This window comes from Bradyrhizobium sp. BR2003, assembly GCF_009720285.1.
Classification (GTDB): domain Bacteria; phylum Pseudomonadota; class Alphaproteobacteria; order Rhizobiales; family Xanthobacteraceae; genus Bradyrhizobium; species Bradyrhizobium elkanii.
In genome coordinates, this window is sequence record NZ_SMYJ01000022.1 from 1 (window position 1) to 17,915 (window position 17,915).

At 65.7% G+C, this 17,915-nt stretch carries 13 protein-coding genes, 2 tRNA genes and 1 pseudogene; 3 read left to right on the plus strand and 13 right to left on the minus strand.

What is annotated here, in order from left to right; all coding sequences use genetic code 11:
* Both E2I15_RS15890 and E2I15_RS15895 read left to right on the plus strand, forming a co-directional pair.
* Positions 1-580, plus strand: a 580-nt coding sequence (locus tag E2I15_RS15890; RefSeq protein WP_283810541.1) for a TCP-1/cpn60 chaperonin family protein, incomplete at its 5' end; no start/stop codon positions are given.
* Between the two features lie 673 nt (positions 581-1,253).
* Positions 1,254-1,469 (plus strand): hypothetical protein, encoded by a 216-nt coding sequence (locus E2I15_RS15895; protein ID WP_016840464.1) that lies wholly within the window; start codon positions 1,254-1,256, stop codon positions 1,467-1,469.
* A 209-nt stretch (positions 1,470-1,678) separates the two neighbouring features.
* Here the strand turns inward: E2I15_RS15895 and E2I15_RS15900 are convergent, their stop codons facing one another.
* From E2I15_RS15900 to E2I15_RS15925, 6 genes are all read right to left on the minus strand, one after another.
* Positions 1,679-2,473 (minus strand): Crp/Fnr family transcriptional regulator, encoded by a 795-nt coding sequence (locus E2I15_RS15900; RefSeq protein ID WP_246729411.1) that lies wholly within the window; start codon positions 2,471-2,473, stop codon positions 1,679-1,681.
* A 281-nt stretch (positions 2,474-2,754) separates the two neighbouring features.
* Positions 2,755-6,117 (minus strand): adenylate/guanylate cyclase domain-containing protein, encoded by a 3,363-nt coding sequence (locus E2I15_RS15905; protein WP_170991799.1) that lies wholly within the window; start codon positions 6,115-6,117, stop codon positions 2,755-2,757.
* A 224-nt stretch (positions 6,118-6,341) separates the two neighbouring features.
* Positions 6,342-7,493 carry an SPFH domain-containing protein gene (locus E2I15_RS15910; RefSeq protein WP_137483430.1) on the minus strand — a complete coding sequence of 384 codons (1,152 nt, stop codon included), beginning with the start codon at positions 7,491-7,493 and terminating at the stop codon, positions 6,342-6,344.
* 336 nt (positions 7,494-7,829) lie between these two features.
* Positions 7,830-7,896: transfer RNA gene (locus E2I15_RS15915), tRNA-Val, on the minus strand.
* A 2-nt stretch (positions 7,897-7,898) separates the two neighbouring features.
* A tRNA-Phe gene (locus tag E2I15_RS15920) sits at positions 7,899-7,970 on the minus strand.
* 204 nt (positions 7,971-8,174) lie between these two features.
* On the minus strand, positions 8,175-9,014 hold the full coding sequence (locus tag E2I15_RS15925; protein ID WP_137483429.1) for a LysR family transcriptional regulator: 840 nt from the start codon (positions 9,012-9,014) through the stop codon (positions 8,175-8,177).
* Positions 9,015-9,137: 123 nt separating this feature from the next.
* On the opposite strand from E2I15_RS15925, the gene E2I15_RS15930 reads away from it, so the two are divergent.
* Positions 9,138-9,731 (plus strand): cysteine hydrolase family protein, encoded by a 594-nt coding sequence (locus E2I15_RS15930; RefSeq protein WP_137483428.1) that lies wholly within the window; start codon positions 9,138-9,140, stop codon positions 9,729-9,731.
* Between the two features lie 23 nt (positions 9,732-9,754).
* On the opposite strand, the gene E2I15_RS15935 is transcribed toward E2I15_RS15930, so the two are convergent.
* The 7 genes and pseudogenes from E2I15_RS15935 to E2I15_RS38740 all read right to left on the minus strand — a co-directional run.
* Positions 9,755-11,251, minus strand: coding sequence for an AMP nucleosidase (locus E2I15_RS15935; RefSeq protein WP_137483427.1), 1,497 nt, complete (start codon positions 11,249-11,251; stop codon positions 9,755-9,757).
* 107 nt (positions 11,252-11,358) lie between these two features.
* On the minus strand, positions 11,359-11,709 hold the full coding sequence (locus E2I15_RS15940; RefSeq protein ID WP_137483426.1) for a DUF779 domain-containing protein: 351 nt from the start codon (positions 11,707-11,709) through the stop codon (positions 11,359-11,361).
* Positions 11,710-11,799: 90 nt separating this feature from the next.
* The gene (adh, locus tag E2I15_RS15945) at positions 11,800-13,317 is read right to left on the minus strand and encodes an aldehyde dehydrogenase (protein ID WP_137483425.1); all 1,518 of its coding nucleotides are present in this window, start codon (positions 13,315-13,317) and stop codon (positions 11,800-11,802) included.
* 185 nt (positions 13,318-13,502) lie between these two features.
* Entirely contained in the window at positions 13,503-14,459 is a 957-nt protein-coding gene (locus E2I15_RS15950; protein WP_137483424.1) for a GAF domain-containing protein, read from the minus strand.
* 434 nt (positions 14,460-14,893) lie between these two features.
* Positions 14,894-16,051 carry a tlde1 domain-containing protein gene (locus tag E2I15_RS15955; protein ID WP_137483423.1) on the minus strand — a complete coding sequence of 386 codons (1,158 nt, stop codon included), beginning with the start codon at positions 16,049-16,051 and terminating at the stop codon, positions 14,894-14,896.
* Positions 16,052-16,478: 427 nt separating this feature from the next.
* On the minus strand, positions 16,479-17,174 hold the full coding sequence (locus E2I15_RS15960; protein WP_137483422.1) for a DUF899 family protein: 696 nt from the start codon (positions 17,172-17,174) through the stop codon (positions 16,479-16,481).
* Between the two features lie 78 nt (positions 17,175-17,252).
* Positions 17,253-17,915 (minus strand): annotated as a pseudogene (locus E2I15_RS38740) (glycosyltransferase family 39 protein); the annotation flags it as partial.

Sequence of the window (17,915 nt, forward strand, 5' to 3'; positions counted from 1 at the left end):
GGAGACCACCTCGGACTACGACCGTGAGAAGCTGCAGGAGCGTCTCGCCAAGCTCGCAGGCGGCGTCGCGGTGATCCGCGTCGGCGGCGCGACCGAAGTCGAGGTGAAGGAGCGCAAGGATCGCGTTGATGACGCGATGCATGCGACCCGTGCGGCTGTCGAGGAAGGCATCGTCCCGGGCGGCGGCGTCGCCCTGCTCCGTGCCTCCGAGCAGCTCAAGGGCCTGCGCACCAAGAACGACGACCAGAAGACCGGCGTCGAGATCGTGCGCAAGGCGCTGTCGGCTCCCGCTCGCCAGATCGCGATCAACGCCGGTGAAGACGGTTCGGTCATCGTCGGCAAGATCCTGGAGAACAAGGCCTACAATCACGGCTTCGACTCCCAGACCGGCGACTATGCCGACCTCGTCAAGAAGGGCATCATCGACCCGACCAAGGTTGTGCGCACCGCGATCCAGAACGCTGCCTCGGTTGCCGCGCTCCTGATCACCACGGAAGCGATGGTTGCCGAGCTGCCGAAGAAGAACGCCGGCGGCCCCGCAATGCCTCCGGGCGGCGGCATGGGCGGCATGGACTTCTAAGCGACGAAGTCGTCCCGGACGCGGTGCAGCGCGAAGCGGTGCACCGCAGAGCCGGGATCTCGCTCAACGACAACGACATGGAAAACCCCGGCAGCGATGCCGGGGTTTTTGTTTTGGGGCACACCGGGTTACGTACTGCAGCGCGGCCAATGCGGGATGCTTCACACGTTATACACAGCACTCTCCGTAGATATACGTTGGTCTGAGTTGACAATCTCAAAAAAATTTTGCGCGAGAGTCGCAAACCGAACCGACAGCGTCATCTTCGTCCCGCACAGTAAGCTCGGGACAAGATCGAAGCTCACTCAACAATCTGAATCGAGCACGGAGCGTCAGCTCCCGTGACGCGAGCAAGCGTTGCGGAGAATGCTTCCACTTGCAGGGGAGGCAGTGCAGTGAGCGAAAGCGACAAGGTTCTCAGCCGAGCCGCCTGAAGAAGCGGCGTTGAAGTCACATCGAGGATTCGTTCAAGGAGGGACCTGGCCGGTTGGAAGAAGCCCAGTGACGAGAGCATGCAGCCCCCACTGCCCGATGCTCCGTCAACCGCCGCAGGTGCGCGATGCCCCCCAACTACCCCGCGCACCGATCTGGGGCCAATCCAACCGGCCGGACTATTCTGCAAGGCAAAAGGCAAAAGGCAAAAAGCAAAAGGCAATATGGGAGGGAGGCGCTCATGGGCATGGTGATGGTCAGATGTCCGCAAACCGGACACGCGATTTCCACCGGAATCAAAACCGATCGCGAGAGCTTTCGACGCAGCACCGTGTTCTTCGCGCGCACGCCCTGTCCGTTTTGCCGCGCGGATCACGCCTGGTTTGCGCGGGACGCCTGGGTCGATGAGCCGAGCATCCGCGTGCGGCGACGCCGCGGCGGCGGTTCGCCGGCCTGACAATGGCCACTCCTATTGACGACCGCGATGGAGGGACACCATGGCGCAGGTGCAGATCTCGACCGAAACGTCTGCCTGGCTGCTGCAGGCCAAGGACTTTCTCGACGAAGCACGACGGCTGAAACCCGGCCCGAAGCGCAATGAGTTGCATCCTCTCCCACGCGGGAACTTGATCGGCGGCCGGGAAGCTGACCGCACCGGGGACGCGCTCACACGGCGTCGTCCGCCTCGATTTCCGGGATGCGCGGATCGTTGGCCGGCGGCATTCCTCGCGTTCGAACCTTGTCGCCCGAGAAGATCTCCTCGGCTTCGAGACGCATGACGCGATGGCATTCGCACGCCGCCGCCAGGAGCCGCGCCCGATCGATCTCGATCTGGCCTCGTTGATCCGACCTGATCGCGCCGCGCTTGCGCAGATTGCCCATCAGCAAGGTCACCGTCGTTCGTCGTACGCCGAGGATTTGCGACAGCGCGTGCTGGGTCAGCGGGAGGACGTCGCTGTCGACGCGGTCGCGAAGCTGAAGCAGCCAGCGCGCCATCCGCGCCTCGACCGGATGGAGCGCATTGCAGGCGGAGCCGAGCTGAAACTGGATCAGCATCGATCTGACATGCTTCTGGATTGCCTGCCGAATCCCGGGACTGCGGCCGAAAGCAGCATGAAAGCGCGCCGCCGGGACCCGCGAGGCGGTACCAGCCGCACGAACGACGGCGGTAATGCCTGACGGCGAGGCTCCAAGCACCGAAAGACTGCCCACGGCCCCTTCGCATCCAACCACGCCGGTCGCGACCGTGTGCCCATCCGTCATGTCGATCATCAACAGGATCGCGCCGCTGTGAGGAAAGAAGACGTAGTCGATCTCGTCACCGGCGCGCGCCAGGACTGCATCCTGTTCGAGCGCAACGGTCTCAAGTTCGGGTCTCAGGAGGTCCAGATCCGCCGGCGACAATGTCGCGAGAAGGCGATTACGAGTTCCACCGGAAATGCTCACCTGCGGGAACGTCAAGGGTCGCACAGCATACTCACTCAAACACAGGATCAAGAACAAATTCCAAACGCTTGACCGCAAGGCGGAATTCTCTGCGGCAGCGTTTTTAAAGTAGATGCAAATGCGCCACCGGACGCAATAGCAAAATGCGCATCGTCGCACCGTAGAACTTCGGGAACCCAACAGTTCCAGTTTCGCGCTGCAAGCGCCGCGCGCGAAATCCGAGCCTGCTCTTTCACCACCCGCGCGGGCGCAGGAAGACGGGCGGACGCGGTGTGGCCGCTCCGCTGCGGCACCCGTCAAGACGCGCGCGAGTGGCGGTCCGGCCACCGATGCGCCTGCGTGAGCAGTTCCTGCGCGTCCTTGATTTCGGCAAGATCGAGCGCCGCATCGAAGCCGGCGAGCACCGGCGCCAACAATTGAGATATCTCCTTTGCCCGGCCGCTGCGGCTGTAAAGGCGTGCAAGTCCCAGCGCGCCGCGCAGCTCGAACGTCCTGGTCTGCTGCTTTCGCGCGATCTCGAGGGCGCGATGGAAGGCATTCTCCGCGCCGTAAATGTCAGGGCTGCCGCGGTGCGACCGCAGTTCGCCCTGCACGCGGTAGAGCTCGGCATCCAGCCAGTGCTGCCCGGACTGCTCCGTCGCGTCGATCAACTCATCGATGATGTCGAGCCCGGCATCGACATGCCCGGCCTCCGCATTCGCCACGGCAATCTGCAATCCCCAGAACGGTTCACAGAGGTAGCAGTCGTTCTCATGAAGCAACGTCCAGCCGCGCTGCATCTCCGCGAGACCTGCGGCCCGGTCGCCGGCACGCCACTTCTCCAGACCATTGAGATAGGTGCCGGCGGCGACATAGAGCGGCATCGTGTGGTCCTGCGCCAGGCCCAACGCAAGGATCGTCTCGGTCTGGCGCAACCTGCTGCCGCACAGCCCGTCGAAGACGGCCTTGTGAACCAGCGCATTGGCGCGCGCGAGCGCGCGCTGTTTCCCGGCGACGTTCACCGCTGCGCCCGCGAGCTGCCGGGCTCGATCGATCTCGCCACGCGGCCAAAGCACCAGGGCGAGAAATCTCATGATGACGAACGGCAAGTCGAGCGTCGACGCCTTGAAGGTTGCCGGATCCGGCTCGGTCGCATAGGCCGCGAAGGCCTGTTCGAGATGGATGCCCGCGTTCACGTACTCGCCCGCGAACCAGGAGGTCACCCCGCTGGCCCAGCGCGCGACGATCGTCGCCACCGGCGAATTTGGATGCCGCTCCGCTGCACCCATGATCGCCTCCGCCAACTCTCGCATCGGCGCGAGCTCGCCGTGGGTCAAGCAGGCGTTGAAGAGGCCCGACTGGATCGGCGCCAGCTCGATTGGATCGTCGATGTCAGAGGCGAACTGCCGGGCGCGCGTCCAGGCGGCCACCGTCTCGGGGGCGCTGTGCCCAAGACTGCCCCGCAGCGCGCGGCCGTAGGCGATTTGCAGATGGAGGCGGCCGATCATCCGATCCGGCTCGTCGGGCAGTTCATCGGCGATCGCGACCGCCTTGCCGAGATGCGCGATCGCCTCGCAATAGGCCGAGCGCTTCAGTGCCTGCTGACCAGCCTTGCGCCACCACGCCAGCGCGGTCTCGCCGAGCCCTGCCTCGGTGAAATGGTAGGCAACGACTTCCGGCTCGATCTCGGCCATCTCGGCAAACCTGTCGCGCAGCACATCGCCAATATGCTTGTGAAGCAATTGCCGGCGGCTCTTGAGCAAGCTTTCGTAAGCCGCTTCCTGGACCAACGCGTGCTTGAAGCTGTAGCTTGCGTCCGGCGGCACGCCCCGGCGCAGCAGCAACTCGGCCTCTTCGAGCTGGGCAAGCGCCGCGGCAAGCGTCAGATCATCGCGCCCGGCCACGCTGCGCAGCAGTGCATATGAGAATTCACGGCCGATCGCTGCTCCGATCTGCGCCACCTCCTTGACCGGGGCCAGCCGGTCGAGCCGGGCCATCAGCGAGTCCTGCAGCGTCGCCGGGATCGCCAGCGGCGGCAGCGGATTGTCGAGGCGATAGCGCCCGGCAGTCTCGACCAGCAGCCCCGACTCCATGACCATCTTGGTCAGCTCCTCGACGAACAGCGGGACACCATCCGTCCGCTCGACGATCTGCGTCATCATTTCGCCGGGCAGCAACCGGCCGACGGTCACCTGCTCGATCAGCGCGCGCGTGTCCTGCCGGTCGAGCCGATCGAGCCGCAGCAGGCTGACATTGGCGAGCCCCGCCCATGGCGGCTCGAACTCCGGCCTGAACGTCATGAGCATGAGGATCGGCAGTCCCCTGATCCGGTCGACCGCGAGGTCGAGCAGTTCGAGCGACGTGGCATCGGCCCAATGCACGTCTTCACAGACGACAAGCACCGGCTGCTGCCGGGCAAGGCCCTCGAGCTGGTCGAGCAGCGCTGCGAATGTCTGCCGCCGCTGCTGCGCCGGGCTGAGGCCGAGCGGCGGATAGCGCTCGCCGGTCGGGATCGACAGCAGCGCTGCGATCAACGGTGTCACGGTGGGCACGTGCTGCGTGCCGAGCGCCAGCATGGCTTCAAGCTTGTCCAGCTTCTGCTCCGGCGCATCCTCCGACCTGATGCCGGCGGCACGCTCGAGCTGGGCGACAAACGGGTGCAGCGCGCTGTTGGTGTGATAGGGCGAGCATTGATACCGCACACGGCGGTGTGACCCGGGCGCCAGGCTGTCGGAGAGCATCGCCACGATGCGCGATTTGCCGATACCCGCTTCGCCCGATATCAGCACCGCCTGGCCCTGGCCCTGCCACGCCAGTTGCTGGCGCGACAACGCAAATTCGATCTCCGACTTGCGGCCGACGAAGCCGATCGAGCGCGCGGTGCGCACTGCCTCGAAACGGCTTTCCGATGGCGGCTCGCCTTCGACTGCCCACACCGCGATCGGCTCGGAGATGCCCTTGACCTCGCGGCGGCCGAGGTTGCGCAGCGTGAACAGATTGCCGAGCAGCCGGCGGGTCGAGGCCGCCACGACGACGACGCCCGGCTCCGCCAGGCTCTGCAGCCGCGCCGCGATGTTCGGCGCATCGCCGACCAGCGCCTGCTCCTCCGACGCGCCGCCGGAGACGAGGTCGCCGACCACGACGAGCCCGCTCGCGATCGCGATCCGCACCGCTACGCCCCCGTCCGCGCGGGTCTCGAGCTTGCCGATTGCGGCGATGACGTCGAGACCGGCGCGCACCGCGCGCTCCGCATCATCCTCGTGGGCACGGGGATAGCCGAAATAAGCTAGGATCCCGTCGCCGATAAATCTGGCAACGGCGCCGTCATATGTCGTGATCACCTGCGCACAGGCTGCGCGATAGGCGCGGATCACCTCCCACATGTCCTCGGGATCGAGACGTGCCGACAAGGCCGTCGAGCCGACAAGGTCGCAGAACATCACGGTGAGATGGCGGCGCTCGGCATCGTGCGGTGAAACCGGCGCGGCGATCAGTTCGGCTTGATTGAAATCGGCGATCGCACGCAGCATCTTGCGGCGATGGCCGAGCAGGACGCCGAGCCTGTCGAAGTCTTCATCCGTCAATTCGGGAAGGACGCCAAGGTCGATGCCGTTCTCGGCAAAACGCAGCGCGTACTGCCCAAGTCCCAGCTTCTCGAGCCATTCCGCAATCTGCTGCACTGGCTTGACCGACGGGTTGACGGCTGGCCGAATGGACCACGGTGCACAAACGTTATCGCAATCTGCCCGGGGTGGCACCTCTGTTTTGCGGCGTGGCGCAGGACATGCGAATTGTGCCTATAGCGGTGCCCCGGTACAGCCATCCTGCACGCTAACATTCATAAGAATGCCAGCGGCCGTGCCGGTGCAAAAAGCAAAGGGCCGCCCGTGGGCGGCCCTTCTTCTTACGCGCTCTCGGGCGCTTTGAGGCGGACCAGCTTGGTCAGCAGTGCATCGAGGCCCTGTCCCTCGCCCGCATGCAGGTCGATACGGCCGACCTTCTCGACCAGACGCTCGAGCGACTCCAGCTCCTTGAGCCGCAGCAGCAGAGGGTTCTCCTCCATCAGCCTGGCGGTGTTGAGCAGCGAACGCGTCGCCGCGGTCTCCTCCTGGCGGCGGATCAGGTTGGCCTTCGCCACCCGCTCCGCCTCCACCACCTTGTTGACCAGCTCGCGGATCTCGCCGGGCAGGATCACGTCCTTCACGCCGAGCTCGGTGACCTCGACGCCGCTGTGCGCGACACGGTCGCGGACGAAGTCGAGAAGCTCCGTGTCGAGCGCCGTCTTCGCAGACAGCACCTCGTCCAGCGTGCGGCCGGCCACCGCCTCGCGGATCGCGAACTGCACCAGGCGGTACAGCCACGCATCCACGTCGGGCACAACAGCCACGACCCGCTCGGGATCGACGATCCGGCGGAACGCGGTCAGCGTCACGCGCAGCGCAATGCGATCCTTGGTCAGCATCTCCTGCGCCGTGATCTCGACCGCCTGGGGACGCAGGTCGAGGCGCTTGACCTCGATCTTGCGGCCCGCGATCCAGAACGCGTGCCGGCCGGGCGCGAGCCGCTCGACCAGCTTGCCCTCGACCGTGAGCAGACCGGCCTCGTGGTTCTCGACCACCGCCTCGGTGATGACGCCGGCCCGGTTGGGCTGGATCATCGCGAGGTGGCGTGCCGTGACCCTGGGATCGCTGGTGACGTCGATGCGCTCGACCTCGACCGACGTCGCGACCTTCCAGTACACGCGCGTCTGCCAGGGCGTCATCAGCTGCAAGGGACGGCCGTCGAGGCTGACGATCGCGATCTCGTTCGCGCGGGTCTCCACCGCCTCGAACAGCTGTTCGGCCAGATCGGGGCGCACAGCCTTGATCACCGCGAAGCGATCCGCGGGGAATTCGGTCCGCACGACGCTGAACAGCTCGGCCTTGAGCTGATGCAGGGGATCGAACAGGCGGTGCCGTCCGGGCTCCAGCACCTGCTCGAGCCGGCCGTCGCGCATCAGCAACGCGCGCTCGCCATCCTTCACCGTCAAATTGGTCGTCAAGAAGTGCCAGGTCATGACACGCCTCCTTTGTTGCTCTCAGGCCCATGGGCCGAAGAGCGGGTTTCATTTGCAAAGGACGTGAGGACGCGAACGCGGCTTCCTGTCAGCCAAGCGGGCCACGGCTTGAGGCTTACGTGACGACGGGCGCACGCGCGCGTTCGCGCGACTGACGTCGCGCGGCCGAGCGGAGCCACCCGGCATCAGCGCAAGCGGTATCCACCGCGGCGCAAAGCCGGTCTCACAGTGTCGATGTTCGGACGAAATGCCTTGCGGCAGGACGGCCGGACTGCGACTGAAGCGCGCGTCCGGTCCCCTTCAGAGGTATCAGCTTTTCAGGCTGAAACGGAGCGCTTGGAGCGGGAATCGAACCCGCGACCCGATGAGTGTCATTCACCTGCTCTAACCAACTGAGCTATCCTTTGTGAGAGACCGGATTCGAACCGATACCTTCGGGATTTCATCCCCGACGCTCGCCCATGAGCTTCATCTCGCGATCTTCATTTCGGCGGAACACGACACCGCAAAGCGGCTCGCGCCAGTCGGGACCTCAACGAGCCCGAACCCATGGCCGAAGCGAAGGAGCGGGCTAATAGACGAAGCACGTCCGGGTTGCAAGAGGGCTGCGCGTGATTTTTTTCATGACGGGCGGTATTGTGACCCAGCCGTCGCAGCACGTCCCGTCATTGTGAGGGCGCGTCACCCCCTCTGCGCGGCATCCTGGAAGCAGGCGCGCAGCCAGTCGATGGTGACGCGCGTCGCCGCGTCGCGCTTGAGATGGTTCTGCACCAGCAGCCAGACGTCGCGTCGCTTCGGCAGCAGCGCGGCGCGCAGACGGCGGTCGGTCAGCAGGTCGGCGCAGCTGTGTTCCGGCAACACGCCGACGGCGTGATGCGACCGGATGAGCGTGTGGATGATCCGGACATTGTCGGTCACGCAGCGCGCGCGAAGCCGCCTCGTGCGCAGGAACTGCATTTCCGGAATCCCGCCGAGCTCGTCGGGATAGGCGCACAGCATCGCTTCTCCCGCCGTTGTCGCGGCCGGCTTGAAGAAATACGACCTGACCTCGGCGAGCTTCGAGATCGCGAAGTCGCCCTTGTCGGGCTTGCGCAGGCGGATCGCGAGATCGGCCTCCCAGCGCGAGAATTTTACATTGTCGCTCGACGTCAGAAACTGCAACGTCAGGCCCGGATGGGCGCGCAGGAATTCACTTGCGCGCGGCGCCAGCACCTCCTCGGCGATCGCACTGGTGGAGGCGATGCGCAGCCGCCCGACCGGACCAGGCAGGCTTTCGCCGATCCGGCCGATCTCCTCGGCATGCGCGGCCATCGCCTGGATGTGCGCGAGCACCATGTCGCACTGCCGGGTCGGCTTGCGGACGCCATCGACGGCCTCGAACAGGCGCAAGCCGAGCGCGCGCTCGATCCGCGCCAGCCTGCGCCCGACCGTGGTCTCGTCGATGCGCAGCCGCGCGCTGGCGCCGGCGTAAGTGCCCTCGTCCCTGACAGCCGCGATGATGCGAAGATCGTCCCAGTTCATGGCGGCAGGCTACATCGTGCGGCGGCCGCCTGCAATAACGCAGCCACCGGCTGCAATATCCCTGCATAACAGCAGGCCGATCGCGGGCTATGTTTTCGGCGAGACATCCGCTGGAGAACGACCATGACGTCAGCCAAAACATTGATGCAGCTTGCCAGTATCGACCTCACCCCGCCTCGCCTCGGCGACAGCTGCCTGGTGCTGATCGATATCCAGAACGAATATCTCGCAGGTCCGCTGGCGCTGCCCGACGCCAAGCCGGCGATTGCGCGCGCCGCCGCGTTGCTCGCGCGCGCCCGGGAAGGCGGCGCCGCGATCATCCACATCGCGCACAAGGGCCAGCCGGGCAGCCTGTTCGACCGCACCGCCGAGCGTGGCGCGATCGTCGCGCCGCTGGCGCCGCGGCCGGGTGAGATCGTGATCGAGAAGCAATTGCCGAACGCGTTCGCCGGCACCGACCTCAACGCGCAGCTTGCCGCGACCGGCCGCAAGGAGCTGGTGCTCGCCGGCTTCATGACGCATATGTGCGTGAGCTCGACCGCCCGCGCCGCGCTCGATCTCGGCTTCCGCACCACGATCGACGCCGACAGCTGCGCCACCCGCGACCTGCCCGACGGCGTCGGCGGCACGATTGCCGCAAGGCTCATCCACGACGTCGCGCTCGCCGAACTGTCCGACCGTTTCGCGATCATCGCCCGCGGCAACGCGCTCGCCTGAGCGCTGATCCCCGCTGCGTTGCGCTACTGAAACGCGACCTCGGCGAAGCTGCGCAGCTTGCGCGAATGCAGCCGTTCGGATTCCTGTTGCTTGAGCCGCTCCAGCGCCTTGAGACCGATCTCAAGGTGCTGGCCGACGCGCTGGCGGTAGAATTCGCTGGCCATGCCTGCGAGCTTGATCTCGCCATGCAGCGGCTTGTCGGAGACGCACAGCAGCGTGCCGTAGGGGACGCGGAAGCGATAGCCGTTGGCGGCGATCGCCGCCGATTCCATGTCGAGCGCGACCGCGCGCGACTGCGACATGCGCCGGATCACCTGCGGCCCGCTGATCTCCCAGTTGCGGTTGTCGACGCTGGCGACCGTGCCGGTGCGCATCAGCCGCTTGAGCTCGAAGCCGGAGAGCCCGGTCACCTCGCCGACGGCTTCCTCGAGCGCGACCTGCATCTCCGCAAGCGCCGGGATCGGCACCCAGAGCGGCAGCTCGTGATCGAGCACGTGGTCCTCGCGCACATAGCCGTGGGCGAGCACATAATCGCCGAGCCGCTGCGTGTTGCGTAAGCCAGCACAGTGCCCGATCATCAGCCAGGCATGCGGCCGCAGCACCGCGACATGATCGGTGATGTTGCGCGCATTGGATGGACCGATTCCGATATTGATCAGCGTGATGCCGCGATAGCCGGACCGGACCAGATGGAAGGCTGGCATCTGCGGGACGCGTTCGGACGGGGTCCCGGCGGTGCCGCCGCCGAGCCGCGCATTGGGCGTGATCACATTGCCGGGCGCGACGAAGGCCTCGAGACCGGCCTCGCCCGACGCAAGCCGCTGCTGGGAAAGCTGCACGAAGGCATCGACATAGAACTGGTAGTTCGTGAAGATCACGAAATTCTGGAAGTGCTCCGGATCGGTGCCGGTGTAGTGGTAGAGCCGGCGCAAGGAGTAATCGACCCGCGCGGCGCGGAACAGCGCCAGCGGCTCCGGCGCGCCCGGCGTCAGCTCAAACGTCCCGTCGGCGATCGCATCGTCCATCGCGGCGAGATCTGGCGTATCGAAGATGTCGCGCAGCGACCGGGTGAACGCCGCGCTGTCGGCGATGGTCAGCGCCGCCTCGATATTGATGTCCCGCCGATAGGCGAAATGGATCGGGATCGGCTCGTGCGACTCGCCGATCTCGACCGCCACGCCATGGTTCTTGATCAGCAACCCGATCTGCTCGGTGAGATAGGTCCGGAAGATATCGGGCCGCGTGATGCTGGTCTCGTGGATGCCGGGTCCTGCGACGAAGCCGTAGGCAAGCCGCGAGTCGAGCCGCGCATGCGACGCGGTCGTGATGCGGACGAACGGATAATGTGCCCGCACCCGCGTCGTGAACGTCACGCCGTTGACATAGGCCTCGAAGCGATTGCGCAGGAAGCCGGTGTTGCGCTCGTAGATCTCTTCCAGGCGGGCGACGGCGGCCGCGGCATCGACGAATGCTTCGGTCGCGATCGGCGGAGGGGTTTGGACGGAGGGCGTGGGAGACATGTTCGAGTTGCACCAGATCCGTTGCCGAGCTTGGACTCGCCGGGATCAGCACAATATAGCGACAATGCCCTCCAGTTCCAGATCGACGCCGATCCCGACAGGCAGCCCTACTTCGCCTCACGGGGCGGCAACGCGCAGATTTCGGACCGGGTCAGGAACCGGCGCTCGCGCCCGTTGTCGAGCGAGAACATGCCGCCGCGTCCGGGAACGACGTCGATGATCAGATCGGTGTGCTTCCAGACGTCATATTGCGCGCGGCTGATGTAGAACGGCGCGCCGCCGATCTCGCCGAGCTTGACGTCGTGGTCGCCGATCAGGAAATCGCCCTGCGGATAGCACATCGGCGACGACCCGTCGCAGCAGCCGCCCGACTGGTGAAACAGCACCGGCCCGTGATCGGCGACGATCTCGGCAATCAGCTCCAGCGCGGCCGGCGTCGCGGTCACCTTGTCAGTCATCCCGGCCTCCGTGATGGAAGCTCCGGCGGAACCCAACCCGCCGGAGCTTGTCGCATTCATCCCGTTCGGCGCAGGGGGTGAGCCGAGCCCTCAGAAGAAGCCGAGCTTCTTCGGACTGTAGCTCACCAGAATGTTCTTGGTCTGCTGGTAGTGGTCGAGCATCATCTTGTGCGTCTCACGGCCGATGCCCGATTGCTTGTAGCCGCCGAATGCCGCGTGCGCCGGATAGGCGTGGTAGCAGTTGGTCCAGACCCGGCCGGCCTGGATGGTGCGGCCGAAGCGGTAGCAGCGATTGGCATCGCGGCTCCAGACGCCGGCGCCGAGACCATAGAGGGTGTCGTTGGCGATCGAGAGCGCCTCCTCGTCGGTCTTGAAGGTGGTCACGGACACGACCGGTCCGAAGATCTCCTCCTGGAAGATGCGCATCTTGTTGGTGCCCTTGAAGACGGTCGGCTTGACGTAATAGCCGCCCGACAACCCGCCGCCGAGATTGTTGCGCTCACCGCCGGTCAGGATCTGCGCACCCTCCTTCTTGCCGATGTCGATATAGGAGAGAATCTTCTCCAACTGCTCGGAAGATGCCTGCGCGCCGATCATCGTGGTCGGGTCGAGCGGGCTGCCCTGCGTGATCGCCTCGACGCGCTTGAGCGCGCGCTCCATGAATTTGTCGTAGATCGATTCCTGGATCAGCGCGCGGCTCGGACAGGTGCAGACCTCGCCCTGATTGAGCGCGAACATCACGAAACCTTCGACCGCCTTGTCGAAGAAATCATCGTCCTCGGCGCAGACGTCCTTGAAGAAGATGTTGGGCGATTTGCCGCCGAGTTCGAGCGTCACCGGGATCAGGTTCTGCGACGCATATTGCATGATCAGCCGGCCCGTCGTGGTCTCGCCGGTGAAGGCGATCTTGGCGATCCGGTTGGACGAGGCCAGCGGCTTTCCGGCCTCGAGGCCGAAGCCGTTGACGACGTTCAGCACGCCCTTCGGCAGGAGGTCGCCGACCAGCTCAAGCCAGACCAGGATCGAGGCCGGCGTCTGCTCGGCGGGCTTGAGCACGACGCAGTTGCCGGCGGCCAGCGCCGGCGCGAGTTTCCAGGTCGCCATCAGGATCGGGAAATTCCAGGGAATGATCTGGCCGACGACGCCGAGCGGCTCATGGAAATGATAGGCCACCGTGTCGTGGTCGATTTCGGAGATCGAGCCCTCCTGGCCACGGACCACGCCGGCAAAATAGCGGAAGTGGTCGATCGCCAGCGGAATGTCGGCGGCCATGGTCTCGCGGATCGGCTTGCCGTTGTCCCAGGTCTCGGCGGTGGCAAGCTTGTCGAGATTGGCCTCCATCCGGTCGGCGATCCTGTTGAGGATCAGCGCGCGCTCGGCTGCGCTGGTCTTGCCCCAGGCGTCCCTGGCCGCATGCGCGGCATCGAGCGCCGCTTCGACATCCGCGGCGTCGGAGCGCGGAATTTCGCAGACCGGAAGGCCCGTGACCGGCGAGATGTTATCAAAGTACTTTCCGGAGCGAGGTTCGCGCCATTCGCCCCCAATGAAATTGCCGTAGCGCTTGGCGAACGGCGCCTTGAGCACGGACTGCATGTCCACCTTGTTCATGTGTTCCTCCGTTGGCACGCCGATGCACACGGCGTTGCGTGGAACGGTTGGCCAAAACCGGCGCGCAAAACAGGGGGCCGTCCAAGGGGCTTTCGGGAACTGTCGCAAATCTGAGACAGAGTGCGCTGCAAAACTGCCGCCGGTGCGCCATCGCTCGGGAGCCGTCCTGGGCCCGGCGGGATGTCCTACCGGTGCAAGCCGAGCAGCTTCAGCTTGCGGTGCAATGTCGCGCGGGACATATCGAGGTCCCTGGCAGCCTTGGACACGTTGCCGCCGGCCCGCGCCAGCGCGCGCTGCAACGCCGCGCGTTCCGCAGCAACGAGGCCGCCATCGTCACGGGTCTCACCGATCAGATCGGCGGCCGGCAGCGGCCGCGCCAGCGACGCCGCGGTGAGGCCGAGCGCACGGCGCGCGGCACGTGTTGCGCCAATCACGAGATCGTCGCGATCAACCGCCAGCAACGACTTCACTGCGCGTTCGCTGCTCGGCGTCAGAAGAATTCGGGCATCGGGAAACGCCCGGCGGAAGTTCTCGGCTTCGATCGCGCGCGCGGCATCCGTGACCGTGGTCGCGATCAGACGCGAGAATCCGCCGGTCAGGTCAGCCCGACAGGAGGAGACGTCGAGCGCGGCGGTAAGCTCGCCATGCTCATCGAAGATCGGCGCGGTGGTGCAGAACAGCCCGGAATTACGCGTGAAGAAGTGCTGCTCGCGGTCGATCGACAGCGGACGTTTCTCGACGATGCAGGTGCCGATGCCGTTGGTCCCCTCGTATTTCTCGCTCCAGACCGCGCCGGTCCAGAGCCCCCAGGCGTCGAACGTCGCATCGTCGGCGCCGGCGCCGCGCCGGTCGACGACGACACCGTCGCGGTCCGCGAGCAGCACCGAGCAACCGACTCCGCCCACAGCAAGAAACAGCTGGTCGAGCGTGCGCTGGGCAACCTTCAGAAATTCGCCCAAGCGCTGCTGCGCGGCGGCGATTTCAGCCTGCTGCAGACGATAGGAAGGCAAGCGGCTCGCCGGATCGAGCGCATGCAGATGGCCGGAACGACGCCACGACGCCGACAGGTCGGATGGTGCCCCACCTCCGGCAAGCACGTCGAGAACCTTGTCCGTATGCACGACGCCCGGCGACCGGCTCATGCTTTCCCCCTGCTCCAAGGGCTATCGCTTATGAAATTCGAATGGCAACGGCATCGGCGGTCGGCTCCCTCTCCCGCTTGCGGGGGAGGGTTGGGGTGGGGGCTCTCTCCGCGAGTCATATCGTGGAGAGAGCCCCCACCCGCCGCGCGCTGCGCGCGCGTCGGCCTCCCCCGCAAGCGGGAGAGGCGAAGGAGCCCGCGGATGCTCTCCGCTGACGTCATATGCGATTGCCTTGCCCCTGCTCCGCGGGTTCTCCGACCCTCGGGAGCGCGGCGCTGTTGGCCCTGGCACCCTTGTATGCAGCAGGATATAGCGTGGCCCACAGATGGCAACCGGGACCTTCGGACAGGAACTGACGATGGAGCGGTGGCCGTTCCAGGCAGTTGACCGCGGGACAGGCCAAGGGGACAAGCGTCCCCTCCGGCAGAATGCGCTTACTGAATCCGCGCCAGCACCGCGAGACGGCGGATGCCCTTGTTACGGTAGGCGTCGAGGAACGCGTAATAGTCCTTGAACGAGACGCAGCCGTTGGAGTCGCCGTTCGGACCGAGCATGAAGGTGTGCGCGAGCAGGCCGACGCGGTTGAAGATCTTGCCTTCGCCGCCGATCGGATTAAGCCGCAGCGCCGGCACGCCGTGGAACAGCGCCTCGCGCGGCTTGAGCTCGTAAATGTGCGGCGGCGTCACGCCGACCATCTTCAGATGCGAGGACCTGGGATCGTCGAGCCGGGAGCCGAGGCCCGAATGCGCCTCGAGGCGGGTGCCGTCGGGCAGGTACACGGTCCTGGCCGAGATGTCGTACACCGCGGTCTGGCGGTCATAGGGCGGCGAGCCGCCGAGCATCGGGTTCTGGTCCAGCGTCGAGGGAATGCTGCCGGTGACATTGGCATCGGCCGAGGCGAAGGAGAGCAGTCCGCCGCTCGATTCGCGCTTGCCCCACAGCTTCTCGACCATGCTCTGCCGCTCGTTCGACGCGATCGACATCACCGCGGCCTTGGCGCGCGCGGCCATGTCGCGAACGCCGCCGGATTTGGTCGCCTGCTTGGCCTCGGCAGGCTTCGCCTCGGGCGCCTTATCGGCACCCGCCTTATCGGCACCCTTGGGCTGAACGTCCGCAGCAGGATCGTTGAGCGCCACCTTCAGATTGGCGGCGGCTTGCTTCTTCGCGGTCTCGACCGACTTCGGCGCCGGCAACGGCTTCGATGTCTCGGCGAGCTCAGCGGAGGCGACCGCCCTCGCCGCTTCGGCGAGCTTGGGCGCAGCGGCCTGCTTGATCGGGTCGATCTGCGGCGCGGCGTCAGCCACGACGCTGGACGCGACGCCCTCGGGCGAGGCGGCCGCAAACCGATCGTTAAACATAAGCGACGATGCCGGCGCTTCCGACTTCGGGACCTCGGTTTTCGCGGACGCCGCCGGTGCCGGCGTCAGGGACGCGAACACCTCGTTGAAGGCTGGAGTCGGCCGCGCAGCAACCGCGACGGGCCGCTTCACCACCGGCGCATCGAACGACGCATTGCCGACCGACGGATAGACGCTCGCCGCGAAGATGTTGGCGTAGACGGTCCAGGCGCAGCCAAGCACCAGCCCCGCCACCGCGGCGCTGCCGAGGAAATGCTGTGGGAGAATTTTTCGGGAGGATTTCTTGCGGCTTGGCGCCCCAAGAACATACGCACTCGCACTCGTACCCATACGCCCGGCGCTCAAAACAGGTCCACCTTTGTCCCTCACTCGACGCGGGGTCGAACGGGTGTTCGGCTCAACGTCGCGCGGGGGCACAGACGGCCATTAAGGCGACTTTTAGTTAAATGCGACTTAACCGGATGCGATCCCCTGCAGCGCGGGAAGTGCCTGTGGCGTAGGGCTTTTTTAAGATGACATTGGTCCGCCAAAACGGCTTTTCTGTACCATCATGGGACATTCCGGCATGCCGCTCCAGCGCGGCATGCCGGAATATATTCAGGGGAGAATTTCCTTGCCGATGACCCCGTAATCGCGCGGGGATCGCGCAAAAACCATCTCCTCAATAGGCGAGCTTCGGATACCAGTCCGTGCCGCGTCCGTCCGGCGTGGTGTCGAGCAAGGTCCAGAGCGGATCCATGTCCGGCGCGCCGCGCGGATCCTGGCCGGGGTCCATCGTGCCCGCCCCCATTTCGCCGGCCCAGAAATGACGGATCGTGCCGTTGTGGCGTGTGAAGACGTTGTAGCCCGGCAGGTCGCGGTCTTCCTTGCTGACATAATCGCGCGTGTAGTCGCCCGACGCATCCGAGTAGATCCTGTGACGCGTCCAGCCGCGCGCTTTTTTCGCCTCGATCAGCCGTGCGATCGGCGAGCGCGCCACGAACACGAACGAGACGCGCCGCTCGATATCGGGCAGCTTCTCCTCCCACGTGCCCATGAACGACGTGCACATCGGACACGGCTTCTCGCGCTGCGGGCCGTACATGTAGCTGTAGATGATGAGCGTCGGCTTGTCGCCGAACAGATCGGCGAGCGAGGCCGCACCGGACTCACCAGTGAACTCATAGGGCCTGGTCACCTCGCCGCCCGGCGGCAATGCGCGGCGCAGTTCGGCGACGCGCTCGATATGCCGGCGCAGCTCGATCTCTTCGACGAGCAATTCCTGGCGGGCGCGGCGATACTCGGCGCTCTCATTGGGAAAGCGCCTGACATTGGTCTTGGCGAGTTCGGCAGCAGGCTTGAGAACGGAACTGGTCATGTTGGAACCTCGCGTGGTTGACGGGCTGTCTGGAAGACGACCCGGACCCGGACGATCCGACACTTAACGGCGAGAGTTTTACTGCAGTTCCGGCGGCGGGGAACGGTCGAGGACCTCGCCCTTTGCGCCCTCCAGCAGGTCGAGCGCGTAGGTCTCGATGGTCAACGGCCCCCGCACGCGCTTGGCCTCGGCCACCGTTTCGACACGGGCGAAATTGTCGCGCAGCGAGGCCGGCATCGCCTGCTCGACCTCGTGCACATAGAGCAGCTTGCCGGACAGCTGCTCAGGGCTCGGCTCCGGCATGTTAACCCAGCGAATGCGCTGGCCCTGCTGGGCGACGCAGGTGCCCTTGGGCAGATAGAAGGCGAGCCAGCCGGTGGTGCCGTAGTCCGCAGCCAGTACGCAGCTCGCGCCGGTCCGCACGCGCGCCGCTTCGATCTCGTCCGCCAGCTCCTGCCAGCCGACACCGACGCTGCGCACGGTGGCGTCGCGGCGGTAGCCCGAGAGCAAACCGGTGTTGGCCTGCACGATCAGCAGCGCGAACAGCACGACGCCGACGGGCGCGGCCCAGCGCCGGCAGAAATCGATGGTGCGCTGCTCGCGCGGCGCCCACTGCACCTGGACTGCCGCGACCGCGGCCGCCACCGCAAAGGCGGGATAGACCGGCGCGAACCAGTTGGCCTCGACCCGCGCATGCAATGCGTGCCAGGTGAAGTAGACCACGATGGTCCAGAACATCGC

Bases quoted from the DNA above. Each gene is read 5' to 3' on its own strand.
- E2I15_RS15935 (WP_137483427.1), bottom strand. From the start codon at position 11,251: ATGTCTCCCACGCCCTCCGTCCAAACCCCTCCGCCGATCGCGACCGAA.
- adh (WP_137483425.1), bottom strand. From the start codon at position 13,317: ATGAACAAGGTGGACATGCAGTCCGTGCTCAAGGCGCCGTTCGCCAAG.
- E2I15_RS15960 (WP_137483422.1), bottom strand. From the start codon at position 17,174: ATGACCAGTTCCGTTCTCAAGCCTGCTGCCGAACTCGCCAAGACCAAT.
- E2I15_RS15910 (WP_137483430.1), bottom strand. From the start codon at position 7,493: ATGACCTGGCACTTCTTGACGACCAATTTGACGGTGAAGGATGGCGAG.
- E2I15_RS15925 (WP_137483429.1), bottom strand. From the start codon at position 9,014: ATGAACTGGGACGATCTTCGCATCATCGCGGCTGTCAGGGACGAGGGC.
- E2I15_RS15930 (WP_137483428.1), top strand. From the start codon at position 9,138: ATGACGTCAGCCAAAACATTGATGCAGCTTGCCAGTATCGACCTCACC.
- E2I15_RS15895 (WP_016840464.1), top strand. From the start codon at position 1,254: ATGGGCATGGTGATGGTCAGATGTCCGCAAACCGGACACGCGATTTCC.
- E2I15_RS15950 (WP_137483424.1), bottom strand. From the start codon at position 14,459: ATGAGCCGGTCGCCGGGCGTCGTGCATACGGACAAGGTTCTCGACGTG.
- E2I15_RS15940 (WP_137483426.1), bottom strand. From the start codon at position 11,709: ATGACTGACAAGGTGACCGCGACGCCGGCCGCGCTGGAGCTGATTGCC.